Origin of the sequence: Bacillus cereus group sp. BfR-BA-01523, from assembly GCF_022662615.1 — a bacterium.
Taxonomy (GTDB): domain Bacteria; phylum Bacillota; class Bacilli; order Bacillales; family Bacillaceae_G; genus Bacillus_A; species Bacillus_A mycoides.
Genome location: NZ_JAKUDX010000005.1, coordinates 143,739 through 169,490 on the forward strand (window position 1 = coordinate 143,739; position 25,752 = coordinate 169,490).

The following is a 25,752-nucleotide window of genomic DNA, read 5'->3' on the forward strand; positions in this document are numbered from 1 at the left end:
AAAAGAGCCAAATCGTATACGATTTGGCTCTTTTTTTATTCATGATTCCTCATAATCCACTCTGCATGAGCATTTGTAGAAGGGGGAGGAGGCGGCGGTGGTGTTTTGTTCTCACTCGGCTCCTTCTTTGCTTTTGCGCTGGAGTTAGAATTTGAATCGGAATTTGTATTCTCATTTTTCGTAGTCTCTGTTGGAACTTTTGCTTTTTCTCCTATTTCCTTTTCAATTTCGTTACGTACAGTCTCTACACTGATTGGATCTGGAAGGAAGTAATAAATACCGCCAATTTTTCTGTCTTCTCCTTCAAGTTTTAACGTTTGTATTGTAGAAGGGTCGAATCCAGAGATTTTATTGTAAAGAGCAAGTCCGTCTGAAATAGGAATATCGGTTTTTATATATTTTCCAACTACCTTTGTTAAATCTTTAATTTTAAATACGGTAGAAGCAGAGTTTAGCTTTTGGGCAACAGCAGCCAGTACTTGTCTTTGTCTAGCAGCTCGACCATAATCACCGTTAGGATCTTGCTTTCGCATACGGACGTATGCGAGTGCTTCTTCACCATTTAAGTTCTGTTGACCTTGTTTAAATTGGATTTTTTTATAGTAATCCACGTCAGAGCGTTCCCAGAAATCGAAGGGGACATCAACGGTAATACCGTCAACAGCATCAACGATACCTTTAAATCCTTGGAAATCAATTTTAATATAATGATCAACAGGAACTTTTAAAAACTCTTCGACGGTGTCGATTGCCATTTTTTCTCCACCGTAAGCATGGGCAGCGTTAATTTTGTCTTCTTTATTTTTGCCAACAATCTTAACACGAGAATCGCGTGGGATACTCATAAGTGAAACCTTTTTTGAGTTTGGATTAACTGTCGCGAACATGAGTGAATCTGTTCGGCCGTTTTGACCATCTGTTGCGTAATCCTCAATACCCATAATTAGTATTGTGAAAGGTTTTTTTGTGATTTCCACATCTTCTGCTCGTAATTTAGATTTTTCACGGCTAAATCCACTGTACATCCCCATGAGAGAAGTGTAGGAATTTAACATATAAAGTCCTACGCTACCAAATAAAAATGCGAAAATAAGAAAGAAGAAAAGTTTTCTTCTACGTTTCTTTTTTATTCTGCTATTTTGGAGATGATTATAACGTTCTTCCATATATAATCTCCTTAGTTCATTTGTAGGGAATTAATTCACTACATTAATCTTTAAAGGCGAGACGTTAGCTATTCTTAGACAACGCCTTGTTCTAAGTACAACATATCTCCTTCTTTAATTGTACACTTCCCGTTTGTTAATTCAATCATCCAATCTGTGAATGGTTGTCTTTTGTCCTCTTCTACATACGCATCAAATGTGACATTTTCTAGATAATGTATATCTTTAATAGCATATTCTGAATTGCGTAATTCATTTTCAACTTTGCCAAGTAAAGTGTAATCAATTTCTGTTTGCATAACGCGCATTAGTTTTCGTTCAACAACGCCTACATGGTTAAGACCTTCACTTGTACATTTTCCATATGCGCGAATTAATCCGCCAGCACCAAGTTTAATGCCGCCAAAATAGCGCGTAACGACGACGACAGTATCTTTTAGACCTCGTTTTTTTAATACCTCTAACATAGGCACACCAGCTGTGCCGCTCGGTTCACCGTCATCGTTCGCTTTTTGAATTTGATCTTGTTCGCCGATTAAATATGCGGAACAATTATGTGTTGCATTCCAATGCTGTTTTTTTATTTTTTGTATAAATGTTTGAGCTTCCTCTTCCGTTGTGGCGCGATTCACATAGCAAATGAATCTTGATTTTTGAATCACAATTTCGTGCTCTCCATAGCCTTTTATTGTTAAATATTGTAATAACAATGGTATACGCCCCTATCTTTCAAAATAACTAGTACTTTACATTTTAAAAGCGAGCGTTTTTATATTCAAACATTTTTTACAAATATGTTGAAATTTTTGGTGAGTATTTTATCTTTTTGTTGTAATTTGTCGAGCGAGTGATTGTAGTTTCTAGCCGGCATTTTTATGTATGGATGCACCTTTTCTAGTTTTCGTGTAAAATTAGGGGATAAAAATTTTTTATAAGGCAGGTACGAAAATGAAAACAGCTATTGTTACCGATAGTACAGCATATATACCGAAGCATATTCGTGACGAACTCAATATATATATGATTCCATTAAACGTTGTGTTTGGAACGGAATCTTATCAAGAAGAGGCTGAAGTTTCAGCAAATGATTTTTATATAAAGGTACGTGAACAAGAGGAACTTCCGAAAACTTCGCAACCAGCAATTGGAAAGTTTTTAGAGTTATATGAAGAGTTATCTAAAGAATATGATGCAGTTATTAGCATTCACCTTTCCAGTGGAATTAGTGGTACATATCAAACAGCAACGGCAGCTGGACAGATGGTAGATGGTATTGATGTATATACGTACGACTCTGAAATTAGTTGTGAAGTACAAGGGTTTTACGTGCGTGAAGGGGCAAAATTAGTAAGTGAAGGGAAAGCCCCAGAAGAGATTATCGCTCGCTTTGATGAAATGAAGCAAACGATGGATGCTTATTTTGTAGTGGATGATTTACATCATTTACAACGTGGTGGAAGATTAAATAGTGCACAAGCTTTTATTGGTAGTTTGTTACAAGTAAAACCAGTATTATACTTTAGAGATAAAGTAATTATTCCATTCGAAAAAATTCGTACGCGTAAAAAAGCGTTAAAGCGTATCGTTGAAATCTTTGATGAGCAGGCAAATAAAGGTGTGCCTATGGAAGCTGTCATTATTCATGCGAATCGTGAAGAGGAAGCTAATGAATGGAAACAAGAATTAGAAGAGATATACCCTCATGTTACAATTCGTACGAGTTATTTCGGAGCTGTAATTGGGACGCATTTAGGTGAAGGTGCGCTTGGTTTAGGTTGGTATACGAAGTGATAAAGATATAAAAGCTCTCTTACTTGAAGAGGGTTTTTTTACGGGGATTTGACAAGTTAATATTTGGAAATGGTAAAATGTATGTAAAATTAAATAATGAGGAAAGTTTTATTACTTACTTTTTACAAGAAACTATATTATAATAGAAGAGAGGTGAAACATATGGAGCATAATTCTTGTTTATGTCCAAAGTTTGAGTCAGCTTTTACAATGCTTAGTAAGAAATGGACTGGCTTAATTATTAAATCTTTGCTCGAAGAGCCGAAACGTTTCAGAGAAATCGCAGATATTATACCGAATATGAGCGATCGTATGTTGTCAGAACGTTTAAAGGAATTAGAAGGCGAAGGTATTGTAGTTCGTAATGTTTATCCAGAAGTACCAGTTAGAATCGAGTACGGTGTAACTGATAAAGGGAAAGCGTTGGAAAGTGTTATGGATGAGGTCCAAAATTGGGCTGAAAAATGGATGAAGTAACGTTTCTATTTCATTCATATTGGAGTATTTTCAAAACGTAAGGGGTTCCCTTACGTTTTTTTTTCAATCCTATAAAAAACGGTGTAAGGCTCTTGAAATTCTACATATATATACAAATTTAGATATACTTTGCTATAGAGATAAATGTAATATTACATTTATTTTACAAAACCGTAACATTAGCAAAAAAACTCCCGAATTATGGTATAAATTTTAATAGGTTATATACGGAAAATGAAAAAAAGAAAGCGGTGTAAAAAATAAAATGAAAAAGCTAAAAATGGCATCTTGCGCATTAGTTGCAGGGTTAATGTTTTCAGGGCTAACACCAAATGTATTTGCAGAAGATAAAATTTCTGACGTGAAATCACAAATTAACACACAAAATGATACTTTACATAAACAACAACAAGAACGTGATGAATTACAAAAACAAATGAATGACTTAAACAAAACAATCCAAGGTTTGGATAAGTCTGTTCAAGAGAACGCTTCAAAACTTGATGAAACAACAAAAAAAGTTTCTGATACTGAGCAATTAATCGAAAATAAAAATAAAGATATTGCAGAACTACAAACAAAGATTGCAAAACGTGAAGAGTTATTAAGAAAACGTTTAGTTGCACTACAAGAACAGCCAAATACGAACATTGTAACAGAAGTTCTTGTAAACTCTAAAAACGTTGCAGATTTAGTTGATCGTTTAGCTTCTGTGTCTAAAATTATGGAATCTGACGAAGATATCATGAAAACACAACAAGAAGATCAAACGAACGTGAAAAAAGATGTTGAGACAGTAAAAGAAAAACAAAAAGAATTAAAAGAAGCACAAGCTCAAATTGAAACTGCTAAGAAAGAACTTGACGTTGAAAAAGAGAAAAAAGCAACAGCAGTAAACGATTTAAGCGGTAAAATGGATACAGTTGTAACTACAATGACAAGTACGGAAGGTCAATTGAAAGAGCTTGAACAACAGGCATTAAAATTACAACAAATCGCTGAAAAAGAAGCGCAAGAACAAGCTGCTGCTCAAAAACAAGCAGAACAAGCTGCTAAAGAAGCACAAGCTCAACAAGCTGCACCAGCGCAAGCGCCTGCAGAACAAGCTGCACCAGCAAACAATGCTGGACAAGCTCAAAAAGAAGAACCTAAAAAAGAAGAACCTAAAAAAGAAGAGCCTAAAAAAGAAGAGCCTAAAAAAGAGACACCTAAACAAGAAAATAAAAAACCAGAGCCAGTACCAGGTCCAACTCCGGCTCCTGGCGTAATTGGTAAAGCGCAACAATACTTAGGTAAGCCATATGTTTGGGGAAGTGCATCTCCATCAAACGGTGGTTTTGACTGTAGTGGATTTATTTCTTACATTTATGGTGTAGGTCGTCAAGACGTTGCAGGTTACTGGAACTCAGTTTCGAAAGTAAGTAGCCCACAACCTGGAGATTTAGTATTCTTCCAAGGTACTTATAAAGCAGGTCCATCCCACATCGGTATTTACGTTGGTAACGACCAGATGATTCATGCAGGTGATAAAGGGATTGCTTACGCTAGCTTAAGCAGTAGCTACAACCAAAAACATTTCTTAGGTTACGGTAGATTATAGGATTTATAATTGAATAAAAAACGTGTATAAAGTCGATAGCTTACTATTTTATAAGTAGGTTATCGGCTTTTTTGAGTTTTTACGAGATAAAGAGAAGGATTTATAGTAGTGCTGGAGGTGGCTATTGATGATGTTAGCTGGTAGACAGTTACTGTTAGAAGAACTCTCTTCAGATTTGCAGAATAAATTGGATCATCTGAAAAGGAATCGAGACGTCGTTTGTGTACAAGGGGTAATTAAGAAGTCTTCAAAATATATGTGTCAGCGCTGCGGAAATATAGAGCAGCGACTATTTGTATCATTGCTATGTAAAAGGTGCAATGAAGTATGTACGTATTGCCGGAAATGTATAACGATGGGCAGGGTAAGTGAATGTACTGTACTTGTTCGCGGGATTGCTGAAATAAGCGGAGAAAGTTATTTGAATCCGTTACAGTGGGAAGGCGTTTTGTCTGACGGTCAGGAGTTAGCTGCGCAAAGTGTCGTTGACGCTGTTAAGCAGAAAGAATCATTTTTTATTTGGGCGGTGTGCGGGGCTGGAAAAACAGAAATGTTGTTTCGCGGAATTGAAGAGGCACTACAAAAGGGAGAAAGAGTTTGTATTGCAACGCCGAGAACGGACGTTGTACTTGAATTAGCACCAAGATTACAAGAAGTGTTTCCAAATATAAATGTGGCTGCTTTATACGGAGGGAGTTTAGACCGAGAAAAAGATGCGGCGTTAATCGTTGCAACTACACATCAATTGTTACGTTATTATAGGGCGTTCCATGTCATGATTGTAGATGAGATAGATGCTTTTCCGTATCATGCAGATAAGATGTTGCAGTATGCAGTAAACGAAGCGATGAAAGAGAAGGCAGCACGTATTTATTTAACTGCAACTCCAGATGAAAAGTGGAAGCGTAAGTTGCGAAGTGGTAAGCAAAAAGGGGTTATTATTTCAGGGCGATACCATCGTCATCCATTGCCAGTTCCGATATTTCAGTGGTGCGGAAATTGGAAAAAGGGTCTTATACGTAAAAAAATTCCTCGTGCTTTATTACAATGGTTAAATCTGTACTTATCGAAACGATACCCCATTTTTTTATTTGTTCCTCATGTGCGATATGTAGAAGAAATTAGCCAGTTATTAAAATCATTAAACAATCAAATTGACGGTGTGCATGCAGAAGATCCGGCGAGAAAAGAGAAGGTAGCAGCTTTCAGAAAAGGAGAAATCCCTTTATTAGTTACAACGACGATTTTGGAACGAGGAGTAACTGTTAAAAATTTGCAAGTTGCAGTTTTAGGAGCTGAGGAAGAAATATTTTCAGAAAGTGCTCTCGTTCAAATTGCAGGGCGTGCTGGCAGAAGCTCTGATGAACCGCATGGAGATGTTATTTATTTTCATTATGGAAAGACAGAGGCGATGGTTCGTGCGAAAAAACATATTCAAAGTATGAATAAGAATGCTAAAGAACAAGGACTGATAGATTGATGCATTGTCTACTTTGTGATGAGTATATTTCATATGCGATTAGTTGGTACACTTTTTTTGTTAAGCTTCATAAAAAGTATATATGTGATAGATGTGAGCAAAAACTTTCCTATATTATAGGAGATATTTGCAAGGAGTGTGGTCGGCCTTTAGAATTTGTACCAGCTGAATATAAAAATGGGGATATTTGTATGGACTGCATAAGGTGGACGAAAGAGCAGGGGTTTCCGTCTCTCATAAATCGTTCGTTGCATGTGTATGATGATGGGATGAAAGAAATATTAGCACAGTTTAAATTTCGAGGAGATGCTGAATTAGTGCATATTTTTCATCAGCCTTTTCGAAGTCTCTTTCAAAAATATTTTGCGAATGTTTCAGTTGCCATTCCGGTTCCTCTTAGTGAAGAGCGAGAATACGAGCGTGGTTTTAATCAAGCGGAGTTACTAGCTTCTTGTTTGCCTATCAAAATGTTTTGTACATCATTAAGAAGAATAGAAACAGAAAAACAAAGTAAGAAGAAGCGTAAAGAAAGGATATCGGGAGTTAATCCTTTTTATTTTCAGGGAGAAGAGATGTTTCATGAGCAACACGTTTTAATCGTGGATGATGTGTATACGACAGGAATTACCGTTAGGCAAATTGGAAGCCTTTTGTATGATCGAGGAGCGAGAGAGGTTTCTTGTTTGACGCTTTGTAGAGGTTAATATGTGAATGTCGAAAGGAGTAATAAAAAGACGACAGGTCTTCTTTGACTTACAGTCTTGTCATTCGCTATAGTCAGAATATGGGGCGAATGCCCTGATTTTAAGAGTGAAGGGAATGGAATGAACATGCAAGGACGAGTAAAATGGTTCAATGCAGAAAAGGGATTTGGGTTTATTGAGCGTGAAGATGGTGACGATGTGTTTGTTCATTTTTCTGCTATTCAACAAGATGGGTATAAGTCGTTAGAAGAAGGTCAACAAGTGGAGTTTGATATTGTTGATGGAGCACGTGGGCCACAAGCGGCTAATGTTGTGAAACTGTAAAAATTAAGTTTTTGGAAAAGATAGAGCTGTATTTTTAGCAGCATTATATAGATGGCGAAAGCTCTTGCTCGTAACAAGGGCTTTTTTGTTTTAGATGAGTTGTCAAAAAGTTGTTTCTTTTCTGTAACTAATTGTCCACAGTTACATTCGTTATTCACGATGTTAATAGGATAAAATAAAGATAGAAACGATGCATCTTTTCATTTCAACAAAAAACGATAAAAAAATCGCAATTCCACTAATTTTTTAAAAAAATTAGAAGGAGTTTTTAAGCCAATGTCGAAATTATAGTACATAGGCTTGAAAGGAGGAATTCATCTATGAAATTCAACATTCGTGGTGAAAATATTGAAGTAACTCCAGCATTAAAGGAATATGTAGAGAAAAAGCTAAGTAAATTAGAGCGTTATTTTGATACATTCCCAGAGATTAAGGTTAATTTAAAAGTATACTCTGACAAGCAACGTATCGAGGTAACAATTCCATTTACAGATTTATTACTTCGTGCAGAAGAAACAAATAGCGATATGTACGCTGCGATTGATTTAGTAGTTGATAAAATTGAGCGACAAATTCGTAAACATAAAACAAAAGTAAACCGTAAATTACGTGAGAAAGGTTCTATGAAAACTAACTTTATCCTTCCGGAAGCAGTAGCTGTTCTGGATGCGGTAGAAGAGGATGAATTAGAACTTGTACGTACAAAACGATTCGATTTAAAACCGATGGACGTTGAAGAAGCGATCTTGCAAATGGATATGCTAGGACATAGTTTCTTCGTCTTCACAAATGCTGATACAAATGAAACTAATGTTGTATATGGCCGTAAAGATGGGAAATATGGTTTAATCGAAACTAAATAATCATTCAAAAGCGCAGCCGAAATGGTTGCGCTTTTTTTATATGTTTTTGCCTTCCTATCTTGTAATATTGATATGAATTTAAATGGCTTATTCGTAATAAAATTTAGAAGTCATGTTTTGTAACGGTCAATTGTATTACCATTCCAAAAGGATCTCGCACAATGGCGTAACCAGGGCTGAAGGAGTTTTTTTCAAAAGGTGTTAAAATATAAACCTCATCATGTTGAATTAGATTGTGATAAAGTGCTTCAATGGTTTGGAAGTCTTTAGATTGAATGCATAATGATGAGCTATTACTTAATTGCCAAGGGCGTGTGGAATCCACTGCCTGTTCTGCAATCATAATTTTATTAGTGCCAATTTGTAAAACGGAATGGGTAATATAATGTTCTTGGCTTTCTTTATACGTGAAATTCGGATCTATTTCTTTCATTTCATATCTAGCTAGTTTTGGTAAAACTATAAAAATAATTGAGCCATCTTCTTTAAAAGAGAACTGGAAAGAATACTACTTAGATTTAATACAAAATTTGTAACGAAGAGATAGTAGTTTGTTGGAAGAAATAAAATAAAATAAAAACTTTTTCTGAATCTACGGCTCGACATTTGGACGATTGTTGTCATAGTTATAAGACAAGTGTTACAATTATCATTAGGTTTATACATTTTAGCTTTTTAAATTAGGAGAAAAATTGGCATAACATAAATTTGATTTTTATAACGACTGATTGTAAAGAGAAAAAGAAAGCAATCGGAAGTTTTATTTTAATAAAAGAGGAGCGTATTTCCTATGATCGGTATTTTAAAAAAGGTATTTGATGTCAACCAACGCCAAATTAAACGTATGCAGAAGACAGTGGAGCAAATTGATGCATTAGAATCATCTATTAAGCCGCTAACTGATGAACAATTAAAAGGAAAGACGATTGAATTTAAAGAACGTCTAACAAAAGGTGAGACAGTAGATGATCTACTTCCTGAAGCTTTTGCGGTTGTTCGTGAAGCAGCGAATCGTGTTCTTGGAATGCGTCCATATGGCGTACAGCTAATGGGTGGTATCGCCTTACATGAAGGAAATATCTCTGAGATGAAAACAGGTGAAGGTAAAACGTTAACATCTACTTTACCTGTATATTTAAACGCATTAACAGGAAAAGGTGTTCACGTTGTTACAGTCAATGAATATTTAGCGCAACGTGATGCGAGCGAAATGGGACAACTTCATGAGTTCCTTGGCTTAACTGTAGGGATTAACTTAAATAGTATGTCACGTGAAGAGAAACAAGCTGCTTATGCTGCTGATATTACGTATAGCACAAATAACGAGCTTGGATTCGATTACTTACGTGACAACATGGTGTTATATAGAGAGCAGTGCGTTCAGCGTCCACTTAATTTTGCTATCATCGATGAAGTCGATTCTATTTTAGTCGATGAAGCACGTACGCCGCTTATTATTTCGGGACAAGCTCAAAAATCAGCAGAGCTATACATGTTTGCAAATGCATTCGTTCGTACATTAGAAAATGAAAAAGAATATTCATTTGATGTGAAAACGAAAAATGTAATGTTAACAGAAGATGGTATTACGAAAGCTGAGAAAGCTTTCCATATCGATAACTTATTCGATTTAAAACATGTAGCACTTCTTCACCATATTAATCAGGCGCTTCGTGCACACGTTGTTATGCACCTTGATACAGATTATGTTGTACAAGAAGGCGAAATCGTAATCGTAGACCAATTCACTGGTCGTCTTATGAAAGGTCGTCGTTATAGCGAAGGTTTACATCAAGCTATTGAAGCAAAAGAAGGCGTAGAAATTCAAAATGAAAGTATGACGCTTGCAACAATTACGTTCCAAAACTACTTCCGTATGTACGAAAAATTATCTGGTATGACTGGTACAGCGAAAACGGAAGAAGAAGAATTCCGTAGTATTTACAATATGAATGTTATCGTAATTCCAACGAATAAAGATATTATTCGTGATGATCGTGCTGATTTAATCTTCAAATCAATGGAAGGTAAATTCAATGCAGTTGTTGAGGATATTGTAAATCGTCATAAGCAAGGGCAACCTATTCTTGTTGGTACAGTTGCAATTGAAACGTCAGAGCTTATTTCAAAAATGTTAACACGTAAAGGTGTACGTCATAATATCTTAAATGCAAAAAACCATGCGCGTGAAGCAGATATCATTGCAGAAGCTGGTATGAAAGGCGCTGTAACAATCGCGACGAATATGGCTGGTCGTGGTACGGATATTAAGTTAGGCGAGGATATTAGAAACGTTGGCCTAGCAGTTATCGGTACAGAGCGTCACGAAAGTCGTCGTATTGATAATCAGTTACGTGGTCGTTCTGGTCGTCAAGGGGACCCTGGTGTAACACAGTTCTACTTATCAATGGAAGATGAACTAATGCGCCGCTTCGGTTCTGACAATATGAAAGCGATGATGGATCGCCTTGGTATGGATGATTCACAGCCAATCGAAAGTAAAATGGTTTCTCGTGCTGTAGAATCTGCACAAAAACGTGTGGAAGGAAATAACTATGATGCACGTAAGCAGCTATTGCAATACGACGATGTACTTCGTCAACAACGTGAAGTAATTTATAAACAGCGTCAAGAAGTAATGGATTCAGAGAACTTACGCAGTATTATTGAAGGTATGATGAAATCTACGATAGAACGTGCTGTTGCACTTCATACGCAAGAAGAAATCGAAGAAGATTGGAGCATTAAAGGTCTTGTCGATTACTTAAATACGAACCTTCTTGAAGAAGGAGATGTAAAAGAAGAAGAGTTACGTCGCCTTGCTCCAGAAGAAATGAGCGAATCAATTATCGCGAAATTGTTAGAGCGTTATAACGAAAGAGAGAAGCTTCTACCTGAAGAGCAGACGCGTGAATTCGAAAAGGTTGTTGTATTCCGTGTTGTAGATACGAAATGGACAGATCATATCGATGCAATGGATCATCTTCGTGAAGGTATTCATTTACGTGCTTACGGACAAATCGATCCACTTCGTGAATACCAAATGGAAGGATTCGCAATGTTCGAGTCGATGATCGCTTCTATTGAAGAGGAAATCTCTCGTTACATTATGAAAGCTGAAATTGAGCAAAACTTAGAGCGTCAAGAAGTTGTTCAAGGTGAAGCTGTTCATCCATCAAGCGATGGCGAAGACGCGAAGAAAAAACCGGTTGTAAAAGGTGACCAAATGGGACGTAACGATTTATGTAAATGTGGTAGTGGCAAGAAATATAAAAACTGTTGTGGCATTGGGCAGTAATAAGAAACTGTAATTTAGACTGTTTTGCAAATTTTTACATCAAAAATGTATAATGAAAAGGATTAAACTCTCTCCGTAATAAGCGGAGAGAGTTTCCCTTGTTTTCATATGAAAGTAACAGCAATTACATAGAGGTGAAGGAAATGGAATTAGTAGAAATTAGGCAAGAATTAGAAAAAATGGCTAAGAGATTAGCGGCTTTTAGGGGGTCTCTTTGACCTTCCTACTAAGGAAAAACAAATTGCAGAATTAGAAGAAACGATGATGGGCGCAGGATTTTGGGATGACCAACAAGGCGCACAAGCTGTAATTAATGAAGCGAATGCGCTGAAAGATATGGTTGGAAGGTTCCGTCAGTTAGATGAGACGTTCGAAAACTTAGAAATGACGCATGACTTACTTAAAGAAGAGTATGATGAAGATTTACATGAGGAACTAGAATCTGAAGTGAAAACTTTAATTCAAGAAATGAATGAGTACGAGCTGCAGTTACTATTAAGCGATCCTTATGATAAAAATAACGCTATTTTAGAATTACACCCAGGTGCAGGTGGAACAGAATCACAAGACTGGGGTTCTATGTTATTACGTATGTACACGCGCTGGGCTGAAAAACGTAGGTTTAAAGTAGAAACGGTTGACTACTTACCGGGCGATGAAGCTGGTATTAAGAGTGTTACATTATTAATTAAAGGTCATAACGCTTACGGTTACTTGAAAGCGGAGAAAGGTGTACATCGTCTTGTACGTATTTCACCGTTCGATTCTTCAGGTCGTCGTCATACATCGTTCGTATCTTGTGAAGTTGTACCTGAATTCAATGATGAAGTTGAAATTGAAGTGCGTACAGAAGATTTGAAAATAGATACGTATCGTGCAAGTGGTGCAGGTGGACAGCACGTTAATACGACAGATTCAGCAGTTCGTATAACTCATCTACCAACAAATACGGTTGTAACATGTCAGTCAGAGCGTTCTCAAATTAAAAACCGTGAGCATGCGATGAAAATGCTAAAAGCGAAATTATATCAAAAGAAATTAGAAGAGCAACAAGCACAATTAGATGAGATTCGCGGGGAGCAAAAAGAAATTGGATGGGGAAGCCAAATCCGTTCTTACGTATTCCACCCGTATTCTCTTGTGAAAGACCATCGTACAAATACAGAAGTTGGTAACGTACAAGCAGTTATGGATGGGGAAATTAATCCGTTTATTGATGCGTATTTACGTTCTCGTATTTAATAAGAGAAAAAGCCAACAGAATTGTTGGCACATGCTGAGGTCCAAGAGGATATAAAGAGGCTTATCTTATTTATATTGATGAAATAAAGAGGAAGAGAAGTTGGAAACGACAACTTCTCTTTTTGATGAGATTATATGTAGAATACAATGCCGTATATTGTTTTGTAAAAGGTAGAGAATAGTAAAACAAAGTGGTAATAGAGTAGGACTTTATACAGGATTTCTCAGTTTTGATTGGAGAAAAAGGCTCTTTATAGAACTTTTTAAGGTGTTCACAGAATTGAAACAATTTATGAAAGCTTATTTTATTAGGCTTCTCACTATATTTGTGAAAAATATGAAATACACCTTAGTTTTTCTATATAAAGATAATGCTTATAATGAATATTGAATGTGTTATGAAAACTATTGCCTAGTTATGAATGAAAAGAATATCAACAATGGGGAGCGATAGAAGTGAAAAAGAAATTGTTGGCTATTACGCTGGGGACATCAGTCGTTTTTGCTTTAGGAGCATGTGGAAATAAAGAAGAGAGTAAACCATCAAAACAATCTGCAAGCACAGATAGCGCAGAGCAAATTTACCAAAAAAGTTGTATAGGTTGTCACGCTAAAGATTTATCAGGAGCAACTGGACCAGATTTACGAAAAGTAGGACAGAAATATGACGCAGCAGAGATTGAAAAGATTATTGAAAAAGGCCGCGGTTCAATGTCACCAGGAATTATTCAAGGTGAAGATGCGAAAAAAGTAGCTGAATGGTTAGCGGAGCATAAATAAGAAACGTAATTAATAAACGAGCTGATTGTATAACTTGACCGAAAAGTGCTTCGAGTTAAGTAATTACATGAGCTCGTTTACCTTTTATTAGGATGTAACATAACTGTAACAAAATTGTATCCGAACTGGAAACCGATTGATGTTACAATGGGGTTTGTAGAATTTTGATGAAATATATTACATAGAGTAGCGTTGCTAATAAAAAGCATGTATGGAAGCTACCTTCAACAAGAATGGTCGAATGAAAATAAAGGTTTTTCTTTTATTTTCAAATGTACAGAAAAGTATTTCTAAAAAAATCATTAAGTATTGGGTGATAAATAATGATAAAAATGACGAATGTTTATAAGGAGTACCCAAATGGTATGAAAGCCATTGCTGGTCTCACAGTTAACATTAAACAAGGTGAATTCGTATACGTAGTTGGACCGAGTGGAGCCGGAAAATCTACATTTATTAAAATGATGTATCGTGAAGAGAAGCCATCTACAGGATCAATTAATGTAAATGGACTTGTAATTGAAACATTAGCAGAAAGAGATGTTCCATATTTCCGTCGTCAATTAGGCGTGATTTTCCAAGATTTTAAATTGCTACCTAAATTAACGGTATATGAGAATGTTGCGTTTGCTTTAGAAGTAATTGAAGAAGAGAAGGAAGCGATTCGTGAGCGCGTTACAGAAGTGTTAGGTCTTGTTGGTCTTGAAGAGCGTGCCGATGCACTTCCAAATGAGCTTTCGGGCGGAGAGCAACAACGTGTGGCGATTGCAAGAGCGATTGTAAATAAGCCAAAGGTTGTAATTGCCGATGAGCCAACAGGTAACTTAGATATTGAAACAGCTCTTGATATTATGAAGATTTTTAAACGTATTAATGAGCGTGGTACAACGATTGTTATGGCGACACATAACGCAGATATCGTAAATACAATTCGTCATCGTGTAATTGCAATTGAAGGCGGAAAAATTGTTCGAGACGAGATTGAGGGAGGATACGGATATGAAGGCTAAAACCCTTAGTCGACATTTGCGAGAAGGTGTGAAAAATCTATCCCGTAACGGATGGATGACATTTGCTTCTGTAAGTGCAGTAACAGTTACATTATTACTTGTAGGTGTCTTTTTGACAGCGATTATGAATATGAACCATTTTGCGACGAAAGTAGAGCAAGATGTAGAAATTCGTGTGCATGTTGATCCAGCAGCAAAAGAAGCTGATCAAAAGAAATTAGAAGAAGATATGAGTAAAATTGCGAAAGTAGATTCTATTAAATATTCTTCTAAAGAAGAAGAGTTGAAACGTTTAATTAAAAGCTTAGGCGATAGTGGAAAAACGTTCGAGTTATTTGAGCAAGATAACCCACTGAAAAACGTATTTGTTGTAAAGGCGAAAGAACCAACAGATACGGCAACAATTGCGAAAAAGATTGAGAAAATGCAGTTTGTAAGTAATGTTCAATACGGTAAAGGTCAAGTTGAAAAATTATTTGATACTGTAAAAACTGGTCGTAACATCGGGATTGCGTTAATTGCGGGTCTTCTATTCACAGCGATGTTCTTAATCTCTAACACAATTAAAATTACAATTTATGCTCGTAGTACTGAGATTGAAATTATGAAACTTGTTGGTGCAACAAACTGGTTTATTCGTTGGCCGTTCTTGTTAGAGGGATTATTCCTAGGAGTATTAGGATCAATTATTCCAATTGGCCTAATTTTAGTTATGTATAATTCGTTGCAAGGTGTGTTTAATGAAAAACTTGGCGGAACAATTTTCGAGCTTCTACCATACAACCCATTCGTATTCCAATTAGCTGGTTTATTAATGTTAATCGGTGCATTAATCGGTATGTGGGGAAGTGTAATGTCAATTCGTCGCTTCTTAAAAGTATAAAAAGTTGCAAACATAATTCGTACAAGCTTATCATATAGTAGAAATAGGTAAAGGCATCACACATCGTGTGATGCCTTTTGCTACACCACCTGTGTGTTCTGGAAAGGGGAATTCCGCATTGAAACGTAGAGTTGCAATTATTGGAATGGTTGTTGCATTTTTAATTGGTGCTGGCGGGATGTTTGGTGGTATGTACTGGTTTGGGATAAACCCAGCGTATGTAACGCAAACAGTATCGAATGGTAATGCTGGCACAGCGCAAGGGAATTTGGTAAAGATTAATGAGGCGTATGCACTAATTGATTCACGTTATGTGGAAGACGTGAAAGACGACAAATTAGTCGAAGGTGCGATACAGGGAATGTTGTCTACGCTGAAGGACCCTTATTCCACGTATATGGATAAAGAAACGGCAAAACAGTTTAGTCAGTCATTAGATCCTGAACTTGAAGGGATTGGAGCGGAAGTGAACAAGACGGACGGTAAGCTTATTATCGTATCGCCAATTAAAGGTTCACCAGCAGAAAAGATAGGAATTAAACCGAATGACCAAATTTTATCTGTAGATGGAAATAGTGTGAAAGATTTATCACGTGAAGAAGCAGTATTAAAAATTCGTGGTAAAAAAGGAACGACTGTTGCAATTGAAATTAAGCGCGCAGGAGTGGCTGATCCGATAGAATTTAAAATTAAGCGTGAAAAGATTCCGATTTTCACTGTATTTAGTTCCGTAAAGCAAGATAGCGGAAAAGATATCGGTTATATGCAAATTACTTCTTTCGCTGAAAATACTGCGAAAGAATTTAAGGATCAGTTAAAAGAGCTAGAGAAGAAAAACATAAAAGGCTTAGTTATTGATGTGCGTGGTAATCCTGGCGGTTATTTAAATAGTGTAGAAGATATACTAGGAGACATCATGACAGATAAAAAGCCAATGCTACAAGTAGAACAGCGAAATGGTGAGAAGAAGAAATTCTCTACGGAACTGAAAGAGAGAAAGTCATATCCAATTTCAGTATTAATTGATAACGGAAGTGCTTCTGCTTCAGAGATTTTAGCTGGTGCGCTAAAAGAAGGAGAAGGATACGATTTAATTGGTGAAAAAACGTTTGGTAAAGGTACTGTTCAACAGGCTGTTCCATTTAAAGATGGCAGCAATATTAAATTAACAATGTTTAAATGGTTAACACCAGATGGCAATTGGATTCATAAAAAAGGAATCGCGCCAACTGTAGAAGTGAAGCAACCAGATTATTATCATGCGACACCAATTCAAATTGAAAAGACACTTTCATACAATTCAAATGATGTACAAGTAAAACACGCGCAAGAAATGCTTAAGAGCTTAGGATATGTACCAGGACGTGAAGATGGATACTTTAGCAAAGAGACAGAATCAGCACTAAAAGCATTCCAAAATGCGAATGAGATGGAAGCGACAGGGCAACTTGATAAAAAGACAGCTGAAGCGATTCAAACTAAAATCATTGAAAAAATCCGTTCTGGAGAAAACGATTTACAATTACAGACGGCATTGAAATTAATAGCGAAATAAGAAAGAATACAGGCACTTCGATGCCTGTATTTTTTTATGTGTTAAATATGATAAAATAAAAAGAAAGAATGATATAAATGGTGGTGAATGAATTCGTGGAGGCATGGATTTTTGAAATACTACGAGCGGTTGGACGTTTTTTCTTACACCCTGCTGTCTATGTATTTTTAATTAGTAGTATCTTCGTTGGATACTTACGTATATTACGAGAACGAAAAGATTTTTCTTTTAAAGTATATGATATTTGGTTTGAACTACGAACAACTCTATTTGCAGGTATTGGGTACGGATTAATCGTATCTATTATTACGATTGGGCTTGGGCTTGTTGTTTCAAAAGCGAGTTTATGGGCAATTTTACTTTGGACGTTATTATTCGGATTAACTGCTATGTATCGATATTTATCTGTAGCTTATACTTTCGGAATCGCGATTGCACTCGTGTTGTTATCGTCTAAGATGCCAGTTTCCTTCTTACAGCTTGGAGAAGGTGAAGAGGGTACGATTGTATCCCTTGCTATTTTACTAGGCGTTATGCTCGTTGTAGAGGGTTTATTAATCTCTAAAAATGCAGTTCGTTATTCTACGCCAAAAATTAACAAAGGTAAGCGTGGGCTACGAATTGGACTACATGAATCCAATCGTTTATGGCTTGTACCAGTATTTATTCTTATACCAGGAGACGCGGTGACAGGATTTATTTCTTGGTGGCCTGTCGTTTCAATAGGTTCGACTACATACTCTTTATTCCTCGTTCCATTTTTAATTGGATTTATGAGAAAGGTTAGAAGTTATGAGCCGACGGAAGCTTTATTATTTACAGGAAGACGCGTCTATGGTTTAGCGGGGCTCGTACTCGTTTTAGGTATCGCAAGTTACTGGTGGCACGTACTTGCAATTATCGCGATGGGAGTCGCAATGCTTGGACGCTTTACAATCTCGATACAAGAGAAAATTGCAGACGAGAAAAGACCAGCATACTTTGCCGCACGTAATGATGGACTTGTTGTGTTAGATACAATTCCTAATACAATTGGGGCAGAGATGAATTTAAAGCCTGGAGAAGTTATTACGAAAGTAAATGGAATCATTCCAAGAAGTACCGAAGAGTTTTATGACGCGCTTCAAACGAAGACGACAGGAGCGTTTTGTAAATTAGAAGTAGTAGATACAAATGGTGAGCTTCGTCTTGCTCAAACGGCATTATACGCCGGGGGACATCATGAATTAGGTGTTGTATTTGTTCAGCAAGAGCACGAGTGGGATTCGGAAGCTATATAAAATAAAATGGAAACCTTCATCAAATATAGATGAAGGTTTTTTTAGTTTCATAGACGGATAACTTGAATAATTATTTGATAATGGTTATCATTTAGAGAGTCTTTTAATTTGGAAAAGGGAGGAAAGATATGCTACGTAAATTTTTTTCTTACTATAAACCGTACAAAGGTTTATTCGTACTCGATTTTTCCTGTGCAGTTATTGCAGGTTTACTCGAACTTGGTTTCCCGCTTATCGTAAATCAATTTATTGATAAGTTATTACCAGGACAAAATTGGACGCTTATTTTATGGGCTTGTTTCGGCTTGTTCGTAGTTTATGTGTTAAATGCAGGTTTGCAATATGTCGTTACATATTGGGGACATATGCTTGGGGTTAACATTGAAACAGATATGAGGCAGAAATTATTTGATCACATTCAAAAGCTATCATTCAGATTTTTTGATAATAATAAAACAGGTCATTTAATTTCACGTCTTACAAACGATTTAATGGAAATTGGGGAAATTGCTCACCATGGACCAGAAGATTTATTCATTGCCATTATGACTTTAGTTGGAGCATTTTCATTTATGATGATGATTAACTGGAAGTTAGCACTTCTAACATTCTTCGTAATCCCGTTCTTATTATGGTTGGCACTTTACTTCAATAAAAAAATGACAGGTACGTTTAGACGTTTATTCTCAGACGTTGCTGATTTCAATGCATGTATCGAGAACAATGTAGGTGGTATCCGTGTTGTACAAGCATTCGGAAATGAAAAGTTTGAGAAAGAGCAATTTGCTGTAAATAATGCTCGTTTCCGTACAACAAAATTAATGGCGTATAAAATTATGGCGTTAAATTCATCGATTAGTTATATGCTGATGCGTCTTGTAACACTCTTTGTATTAATATGTGGTACATGGTTTGTTCTGCAAGGTGAATTAACGTACGGTGGATTTATTGGATTCGTTTTATTAACGAATATTTTCTTCCGCCCAATTGAAAAAATTAATGCGGTTATTGAAAGTTATCCGAAAGGAATCGCTGGTTTTAAAAGATATGTAGAACTTCTGGAAACAGAGCCGGATATTGTAGATTCTAAAGGTGCAATAGAAGTTAAACATGTACACGGTGATATTCAATACAATAACATCACGTTCGGATATGAAAATAAAGAGCCGATTTTAAACGATATTAGTTTGAAAATACATGCAGGTGAAACAGTTGCTTTCGTTGGACCATCAGGGGCAGGGAAAACAACACTATGTAGTTTATTACCACGTTTTTATGAACAATCATCTGGATCGATTCAAATTGATGGCATTGACACTAAAGAGATGACTTTATCGTCACTTCGTAAGCAAATCGGAATTGTACAGCAAGATGTTTTCTTATTCTCAGGAACAATTCGTGAAAATATCGCTTACGGAAACTTAAAAGCTTCAGAATCTGAAATTTGGCAGGCGGTAAAACGTGCTCAGCTAGAGGACTTAATTTACTCGCAACCAGACGGTTTAGATACAGTTATCGGTGAGCGTGGTGTGAAACTTTCAGGAGGACAAAAGCAGCGCTTAGCAATTGCCCGTATGTTCTTGAAGAACCCGCCAATTTTAATTTTAGATGAAGCAACTTCTGCGCTAGATACAGAGACAGAACTTGCTATCCAAAAATCACTTGCAGAACTATCTGTCGGCCGTACAACATTAGTTATCGCTCACAGGCTTGCAACTATTAAAAATGCAGATCGCATCGTCGTTGTAAATAAAGACGGTATTGCAGAACAAGGTTCACATGAGGAACTAATCGAACGAGGCGAGGGTTACAGCCGATTGTATGAGGCGCAGTTTAGTTCGTAAATATAATTTCTGCTGAATTAGTGCACCATAAGTAAGTGAAAATCTTATATGGGAGGCTATAAAGCATGATTGTAACAACAACTTCTACAATTCAAGGGAAAGAAATTATTGAGTATATCGATATCGTTAATGGCGAAGCAATCATGGGTGCGAATATCGTTCGTGACCTTTTCGCTTCTGTTCGTGACGTTGTCGGTGGTCGCGCAGGCGCCTATGAAAGTAAATTACATTGCAATGGAAGAGATGAAAACTCTCGCAAGACAAAAAAATGCGAACGCCATTGTTGGTATCGACGTGGACTACGAAGTAGTTCGCGAAGGAATGCTAATGGTTGCGGTGAGTGGGACTGCTGTCCGTATATAAAGTGAAAAGCCGTGCTGGTGCACGGCTTTTTGTTGTTATTGTGTCTAACATGATAGGTAGGGTGATATTCTATGTCGAAGCCTCGATATTTCTTGGGAAATGTGGAAGGTCCCGTCGGTATATGGGGAAGACATTAGAGCGCTTCTTTACAATGCCGAATTCGAACTAATAATTTTTCGTATTCTTGTTCGAGAAATGTGATGTCATCATGCTGATTTGGAATAGAAATCCGGCTGATGATTTCTGTTAATTTTGTTTGTAATCGTAATAATTCTTGTTCAGTAACGTTTACAGAAGCTTGGGTGGTTCTTTTTGTGTATTGCTCGTAATTGCCGTGGAATATTCTTGGTTCGCTCTCATCTACTTGTAGAATATGGTTTGCAACAGAACGAATAAAGGCACGGTCATGGCTAATGAAAAGTATTGTACCAGGATACTCCTGTAACATGCTTTCTAATTCTTCTTGCGTTGCCAAGTCTAAATAGTTTGTCGGTTCGTCGAGCAGAAGCATATTATAGTTTCCTAAAAATACTTTTGCGAGTGCAACCTTCATTCGTTCTCCACCACTTAAGATGTGCACAGGTTTATGAACATCTTCACGGCGGAATAGGAGCCTTGCAAGTATTGTTCGAACGAACGATTCTGTATAGTTTGTTTCTTCTAGAACGTTCTCTAAAATTGTTTTATCTGTTTTTAAAATAGATAATGTTTGTTCAAAGTATCCAATTTTACAACTTTTCGAAAGCTGAATGCCACGCTCGTTCGCGAGAAGCATTTTGAACAAAGTTGTTTTTCCGCTTCCGTTTGCCCCTAAAATAGCAAGCTTTGCCCCAGGGACAATTGTTCCATTCATATTTTTAAATAATGTGCGATTCCCTATTTTCTTCGTTGTTTTATTAAACTGAACAACTGCTTTACTATGAATTGGTGTGTGGTATTGTACGTCAAACTGAGCTTGAGAAAAGTCTTTCGGTTTTTCTTTCTGTTCCAACTTTTCAAGGCGTGTTTCTAGTGCTTTCGCTACTTTGCTAACATTTTCTTGCCCATGAGCCCCGCTGCACTTATAAAGTTTAGATTCAGATGAACTGAACCGTGTTGGGATTTTTGTCATGCTAGAAGCACGTTGCTTTCTTTGTGAAATTGACTGTTCTAACCGATTTTTTTCTTGTATATATTGATCATATTCTGCCTGCTTTTGTATTCGCTCACGTTCTTTTTGCTTTCGATAGTTTGAATAATTACCTTTATATTCTTGAATAGTACCGTCTTCAACTTCGATGATTTTTGTACATATGGTATCTAAAAGATCACGATCATGCGATATTAAAACAAGTGCACCTTTATAAGATAAAAGTGTCTTTTCTAATTGCTCTGTACCGAACATATCTAAGTGACTTGTTGGCTCATCAGCAAATAGAATGCCTGCATCTTGTTCGAGGGCATGGGCGATCTTTAGGCGCATTCGTTCACCGCCGCTCATTGAATTTGCGACGTTTGAAATATTCCATTTGCCCTTAGCGAGGGAAGAAGCGGTTTCCGGTATCCCTTCGCTAAGCTGTGGAATGATGGCGATAGAACTATGATGAGTTACTGTGCCTTTGTCAGCTTCTATTTCTTTACTCAATATTTGTAATAACGTAGATTTTCCAGCTCCGTTGACTCCGACAATCCCTATACGATCGTTTGCTTGAATTTCTAGTGATGGTAACGTAAATATGGTGCGATCACCAAAGCTCTTTTCGATATTACGTGCGATTAAAATAGTCATAAAAAACCCTCCCTAGTTTCACTAGAGAGGATAAATGTCGCCCTTCAATGTAAAAATCGTACATAAATAAACGATTTTTTACATGATCGTATCGAAAGAAAGTATCGACAAATGGACAGACTAATCCTCTGCTAGTTTTCATCATTTTTGTTCACTATTTGTGATGGATGAAATAAATAAGAGAATTAGAACTTCATTGGTCAAAGTACCTTCCTTTCATAATATTATTTTTATTGTATGCGCATACAAATGGATTTGTCAAACTTATTTCTGTGTGCTATTTTTGAATTTATTATTATACAATTGTGCTTTTGCCAGTGCCTCAGCATCGTTCTTGATTTCACCTAGTCCATTCGCATCCCCAATAATATACCCTTCAAATGATGAACCAACAAAATCAAAGATATATTGAAACTGGGCGATAAGCGGCAATGCTTTCAGTTTTGGACTGTCTCCGCCAACGATGACAACGTACATTTTTTTGCCTTTCATTTTTTCTTTGAAATGAAGAGATTTATTACGCAAGCTTTGTGACCAGCGATCAACGAAGTTCTTCATGTGGCCGCTCATTCCGTACCAGTATAGCGGTGTAGCGAAGATAATCGTGTCGTGCTCTAGCATGCGTTTGGTTAACTGCTCGTAGTCATCATTTACAGGTTGAAATCCTTCTACATCATGGCGCTGATCTATGATTGGGTGGACGATATGATCACGCAAGTAAATTTGTTCTGTTTCAATCCCATCAATCACCATATGTGTTAAAGCTTCCGTATTTCCGTTTTGTCTTGAACTGCCATGTATAACAAACATGTAATCATCCCTTTTCTTTTGCTTGTTTTAGGAGTGAAACGTGTTTTTGTAAATTTGTTTGAATGTTGGAAAGTAATGTGATTTGCTTCGTTACCTCATCAAGTTTGTCTTCGTAAAGTGCAAGGATACTACTACACGGATTTTCGTAAAGATGGGGCTCGATTTCAAGGCAACGTAGCATTCGTTCTGTTTCTTCTAAATTTAAGCCGATTTGCAAGTACATTTGAATCAGCTCTACTTTTTCGATTGCACTTTCATCAAAATCACGGTAGCCATTTGCTAGGCGTTTCGAAGGGAGTAATCCCTTTTCTTCATAATGTCTTAGTGCCCTTTCGCTAACCCCAGTTTCTTTTGATAACTCTCCAATTCGCAATGCGTTTCACTCCTTTTACATGTATTGTAAACCTTCACATTAATGTGAAGGTCAACTCTGTTTTTTCGCAAAAGAATCTACGTGTTTTAAAAAGACTTGAATAGCTTTAGACGGGATAAAATATTTGCCGCGCACGATGGAGAATGGACGGATTAGCTCTTCGTTCGGAACAGGGATGTGGAATAGTTCTTTTGCTAATAGTTCTTTTCGAACAGTCCAATCTGAAAGGATGGCGATGCCAAGACCGGCTGCAACGGCTTCCTTCACGCTTTGAATACTGCTAAATGTAAAGAAGCGTTTCATTTTTAAATGATGTTGGTGTATAAATCGATCGCTATAGGCACGTGTGCCAGAGCCGCTCTCCCTTAATACCCAGACTTGGTCTTGCAATGCATTTTCGTTAATCCCCTTGATATGGAGCAATGGGTGGTTTGGCGGGACGACGAGTTTCATTTCATCTTGCATAAAAGTTTCCACATCTACGTCAGCGTACACGACTTGGCCTTCCACTAAGCCGATATCAATTTGATTAGAGCGGAGGCTTTGCAAGACTTCTTCCGTATTGGAGATAAATGTATGAACTTCGACGTGTGCATTTTCATTGGCAAAGCGCGCAAGTATTTTTGGAAGTAAGTATTCGCCAATTGTAAAGCTAGCGCCGATGCGAAGTGTTCCTGTTACGACGTTATGCAGCGCATTAATTTCCTGTTTTGCATCTTCATAAAGTGAGAGCATCTGCTTTGCGTGTATGTATAATATGTTTCCAGCTTCCGTAACTTGGACGTGCTTTGGGGAGCGCTGAATAAGTGTAGTCCCAAATTCATTTTCCAGGTTGCGAATGTGCATACTAACGCCAGGTTGTGAAAGGTTTAATAGTTCCGCAGCACGCGAAAAATGTTTTTGTTCAACGACAGTAACAAAGATCTTCAAAATGTCGACGTTCATTTGTTAGGCCCCTTTATTTTTGCTTTTATTTTATCATAAGTATTTCTGATGATAGGGATTCAATATTGATATTAAACTTATTATTAAAACTCTCTTATAATGTAACTAGAAAGAACATGCATGTTCCAATACGATTATTGGGGTGGTACAAAGTGGAACAAACACTTGTTATACAAAAGAAGAAGGGCTTTGGATTTTCGCAAGGTATTGGGATTACGTTATTAATCGCAATCGCCGCGAAATATTTAGCAGAGCTTCCATTTTTAAATATTATGGGACAATTAGTAATCGCTATTCTAATCGGGATGGTTTGGCGCGCGGCAATCGGGATTCCTCAAGAAGCGATAGTGGGAACGAACTTTGCGAGTAAGAAGTTGCTACGCTTTGGGATCATCTTACTCGGAATGCGGTTAAATCTTGTAGATATTGCGAAGGCGGGGCCGAAAGTATTGGTCATCGCAGCGGTTGTTATTACATTTACCATTTTCGTTGTATATGGATTAACGAAAGTATTTAAAGTAGAAAAGAAACTTGGGATTTTAACAGCATGCGGGACTGCAATTTGCGGAGCTGCAGCGGTCGTGGCAATTGCACCGCAAGTGAAAGCGAAAGATGAGGAAACGGCAGTTGGGGCAGCAATTATTGCAATTTTAGGTACAATATTTACACTTATTTATACGCTATTATACCCAGTGCTTGGCTTCTCACCCTACGGTTACGGGGTGTTCTCAGGGGCGACGCTGCACGAAATTGCTCACGTTATCGCTGCGGCGGCGCCAGGAGGTAGCACGGCTGTAGACATCGCAGTTATTGTGAAATTAACGCGCGTTGCGATGCTTGTGCCAGTAGCGATTTTAATTGGATTATGGTTTGGTAAGAGTGAGGACAGCAAGGAAAAAAGATCGTGGCGCGACCTTCCGATTCCTTGGTTCATCTTCGGATTTTTAGCAATGAGTGCGGTGCATTCGATTGGGATTATCCCAGAAGTTGTTGCCGGATACATTGTAGTAATTGCGTACATGCTTATCGCAATGGCGATGGCAGGGCTAGGTTTAAATGTAGAGTTTAAAACGTTCCGCAAATTAGGAAGCAGAGCATTTGTGGCAGGGTTGATTGGCTCGGTTTGCTTATCTGTTCTTGGGTATGTTCTTGTGTATGCGTTAGGATTTATGTAGCAAAAAAAGAGGCATCTTATA

23 protein-coding genes and 2 pseudogenes are annotated in these 25,752 nt (G+C 37.2%); 18 read left to right on the forward strand and 7 right to left on the reverse strand.

Going from position 1 to position 25,752, the window contains the following annotated elements:
• Positions 1 to 35 precede the first annotated feature (35 nt).
• Positions 36 to 1,166 carry an LCP family protein gene (locus tag MR066_RS15375; protein ID WP_242247642.1) on the reverse strand — a complete coding sequence of 377 codons (1,131 nt, stop codon included), beginning with the start codon at positions 1,164 to 1,166 and terminating at the stop codon, positions 36 to 38.
• Between the two features lie 74 nt (positions 1,167 to 1,240).
• On the reverse strand, positions 1,241 to 1,876 hold the full coding sequence (locus MR066_RS15380; protein ID WP_002143754.1) for a YigZ family protein: 636 nt from the start codon (positions 1,874 to 1,876) through the stop codon (positions 1,241 to 1,243).
• Between the two features lie 238 nt (positions 1,877 to 2,114).
• Here MR066_RS15380 and MR066_RS15385 point away from each other — a divergent pair, with 238 nt between their 5' ends.
• From MR066_RS15385 to hpf, 7 genes are all read left to right on the forward strand, one after another.
• Positions 2,115 to 2,957, forward strand: coding sequence for a DegV family protein (locus MR066_RS15385; RefSeq protein ID WP_002016143.1), 843 nt, complete (start codon positions 2,115 to 2,117; stop codon positions 2,955 to 2,957).
• 162 nt (positions 2,958 to 3,119) lie between these two features.
• Positions 3,120 to 3,434 carry a winged helix-turn-helix transcriptional regulator gene (locus MR066_RS15390; protein WP_002089608.1) on the forward strand — a complete coding sequence of 105 codons (315 nt, stop codon included), beginning with the start codon at positions 3,120 to 3,122 and terminating at the stop codon, positions 3,432 to 3,434.
• 265 nt (positions 3,435 to 3,699) lie between these two features.
• A complete protein-coding gene (locus MR066_RS15395; protein WP_242247644.1) occupies positions 3,700 to 5,034 on the forward strand; it encodes a C40 family peptidase in 1,335 nt (444 codons plus the stop codon).
• 130 nt (positions 5,035 to 5,164) lie between these two features.
• Positions 5,165 to 6,514 (forward strand): ATP-dependent helicase ComFA, encoded by a 1,350-nt coding sequence (comFA, locus tag MR066_RS15400; protein WP_242247646.1) that lies wholly within the window; start codon positions 5,165 to 5,167, stop codon positions 6,512 to 6,514.
• Positions 6,514 to 7,218, forward strand: a complete 705-nt coding sequence (locus tag MR066_RS15405; protein ID WP_242247648.1) for a ComF family protein — start codon at positions 6,514 to 6,516, stop codon at positions 7,216 to 7,218. Before comFA ends, MR066_RS15405 begins: the two co-directional genes overlap by 1 nt.
• A 126-nt stretch (positions 7,219 to 7,344) precedes the next feature.
• Complete coding sequence (gene cspC / locus MR066_RS15410; RefSeq protein ID WP_001990088.1) at positions 7,345 to 7,542, forward strand: cold shock protein CspC; 198 nt, start codon at positions 7,345 to 7,347, stop codon at positions 7,540 to 7,542.
• Between the two features lie 320 nt (positions 7,543 to 7,862).
• Positions 7,863 to 8,405, forward strand: a complete 543-nt coding sequence (gene hpf / locus MR066_RS15415) for a ribosome hibernation-promoting factor, HPF/YfiA family (protein ID WP_002089603.1) — start codon at positions 7,863 to 7,865, stop codon at positions 8,403 to 8,405.
• A gap of 103 nt (positions 8,406 to 8,508) precedes the next feature.
• Here the strand turns inward: hpf and MR066_RS15420 are convergent, their stop codons facing one another.
• The gene (locus tag MR066_RS15420; protein ID WP_242247789.1) at positions 8,509 to 8,877 is read right to left on the reverse strand and encodes a VOC family protein; all 369 of its coding nucleotides are present in this window, start codon (positions 8,875 to 8,877) and stop codon (positions 8,509 to 8,511) included.
• On the opposite strand from MR066_RS15420, the pseudogene MR066_RS15425 reads away from it, so the two are divergent.
• The 10 genes and pseudogenes from MR066_RS15425 to MR066_RS15470 form a co-directional block, all read left to right on the forward strand.
• Positions 8,837 to 8,941 (forward strand): annotated as a pseudogene (locus MR066_RS15425) (helix-turn-helix transcriptional regulator); the annotation flags it as partial. The gene MR066_RS15420 and the pseudogene MR066_RS15425 sit on opposite strands and share 41 nt — an antisense overlap.
• Before the next feature lie 254 nt (positions 8,942 to 9,195).
• On the forward strand, positions 9,196 to 11,703 hold the full coding sequence (gene secA / locus MR066_RS15430) for a preprotein translocase subunit SecA (protein ID WP_002129917.1): 2,508 nt from the start codon (positions 9,196 to 9,198) through the stop codon (positions 11,701 to 11,703).
• A 143-nt stretch (positions 11,704 to 11,846) separates the two neighbouring features.
• Positions 11,847 to 12,945, forward strand: a protein-coding gene (prfB, locus tag MR066_RS15435; RefSeq protein ID WP_100248371.1) for a peptide chain release factor 2 whose coding sequence is annotated in 2 segments (ribosomal slippage) — positions 11,847 to 11,918 and positions 11,920 to 12,945 — 1,098 coding nt in all. Because the reading frame shifts where the segments join, the coding sequence is not laid out codon by codon here.
• A gap of 456 nt (positions 12,946 to 13,401) precedes the next feature.
• Positions 13,402 to 13,725 carry a cytochrome c551 gene (gene cccB, locus MR066_RS15440; RefSeq protein ID WP_002016129.1) on the forward strand — a complete coding sequence of 108 codons (324 nt, stop codon included), beginning with the start codon at positions 13,402 to 13,404 and terminating at the stop codon, positions 13,723 to 13,725.
• Positions 13,726 to 14,048: 323 nt separating this feature from the next.
• On the forward strand, positions 14,049 to 14,735 hold the full coding sequence (ftsE, locus tag MR066_RS15445) for a cell division ATP-binding protein FtsE (protein WP_003192357.1): 687 nt from the start codon (positions 14,049 to 14,051) through the stop codon (positions 14,733 to 14,735).
• On the forward strand, positions 14,725 to 15,618 hold the full coding sequence (gene ftsX / locus MR066_RS15450; protein WP_002089596.1) for a permease-like cell division protein FtsX: 894 nt from the start codon (positions 14,725 to 14,727) through the stop codon (positions 15,616 to 15,618). Before ftsE ends, ftsX begins: the two co-directional genes overlap by 11 nt.
• Positions 15,619 to 15,736: 118 nt before the next feature.
• The gene (locus MR066_RS15455) at positions 15,737 to 17,173 is read left to right on the forward strand and encodes a S41 family peptidase (protein WP_012261984.1); all 1,437 of its coding nucleotides are present in this window, start codon (positions 15,737 to 15,739) and stop codon (positions 17,171 to 17,173) included.
• 95 nt (positions 17,174 to 17,268) lie between these two features.
• Positions 17,269 to 18,453: a PDZ domain-containing protein gene (locus MR066_RS15460; RefSeq protein ID WP_242247650.1), complete on the forward strand. Its 1,185-nt coding sequence runs from the start codon at positions 17,269 to 17,271 to the stop codon at positions 18,451 to 18,453.
• Positions 18,454 to 18,581: 128 nt separating this feature from the next.
• Positions 18,582 to 20,297, forward strand: coding sequence for an ABC transporter ATP-binding protein (locus MR066_RS15465; RefSeq protein WP_242247652.1), 1,716 nt, complete (start codon positions 18,582 to 18,584; stop codon positions 20,295 to 20,297).
• Between the two features lie 65 nt (positions 20,298 to 20,362).
• A pseudogene (locus MR066_RS15470) lies at positions 20,363 to 20,660 on the forward strand (heavy metal-binding domain-containing protein).
• Positions 20,661 to 20,793: 133 nt separating this feature from the next.
• Here MR066_RS15470 and abc-f read toward each other — a convergent pair.
• The 4 genes from abc-f to MR066_RS15490 all read right to left on the reverse strand — a co-directional run bounded on the left by abc-f (position 20,794) and on the right by MR066_RS15490 (position 24,556).
• A complete protein-coding gene (gene abc-f / locus MR066_RS15475) occupies positions 20,794 to 22,428 on the reverse strand; it encodes a ribosomal protection-like ABC-F family protein (protein ID WP_242247654.1) in 1,635 nt (544 codons plus the stop codon).
• 264 nt (positions 22,429 to 22,692) lie between these two features.
• Positions 22,693 to 23,238 (reverse strand): flavodoxin family protein, encoded by a 546-nt coding sequence (locus MR066_RS15480; RefSeq protein WP_242247656.1) that lies wholly within the window; start codon positions 23,236 to 23,238, stop codon positions 22,693 to 22,695.
• A 4-nt stretch (positions 23,239 to 23,242) separates the two neighbouring features.
• Positions 23,243 to 23,611 carry a MerR family transcriptional regulator gene (locus MR066_RS15485; RefSeq protein ID WP_002016114.1) on the reverse strand — a complete coding sequence of 123 codons (369 nt, stop codon included), beginning with the start codon at positions 23,609 to 23,611 and terminating at the stop codon, positions 23,243 to 23,245.
• Between the two features lie 51 nt (positions 23,612 to 23,662).
• Positions 23,663 to 24,556, reverse strand: coding sequence for a LysR family transcriptional regulator (locus MR066_RS15490; RefSeq protein WP_002034705.1), 894 nt, complete (start codon positions 24,554 to 24,556; stop codon positions 23,663 to 23,665).
• A 152-nt stretch (positions 24,557 to 24,708) separates the two neighbouring features.
• On the opposite strand from MR066_RS15490, the gene MR066_RS15495 reads away from it, so the two are divergent.
• Entirely contained in the window at positions 24,709 to 25,731 is a 1,023-nt protein-coding gene (locus tag MR066_RS15495; RefSeq protein ID WP_113936262.1) for a YeiH family protein, read from the forward strand.
• Positions 25,732 to 25,752 lie beyond the last annotated feature (21 nt).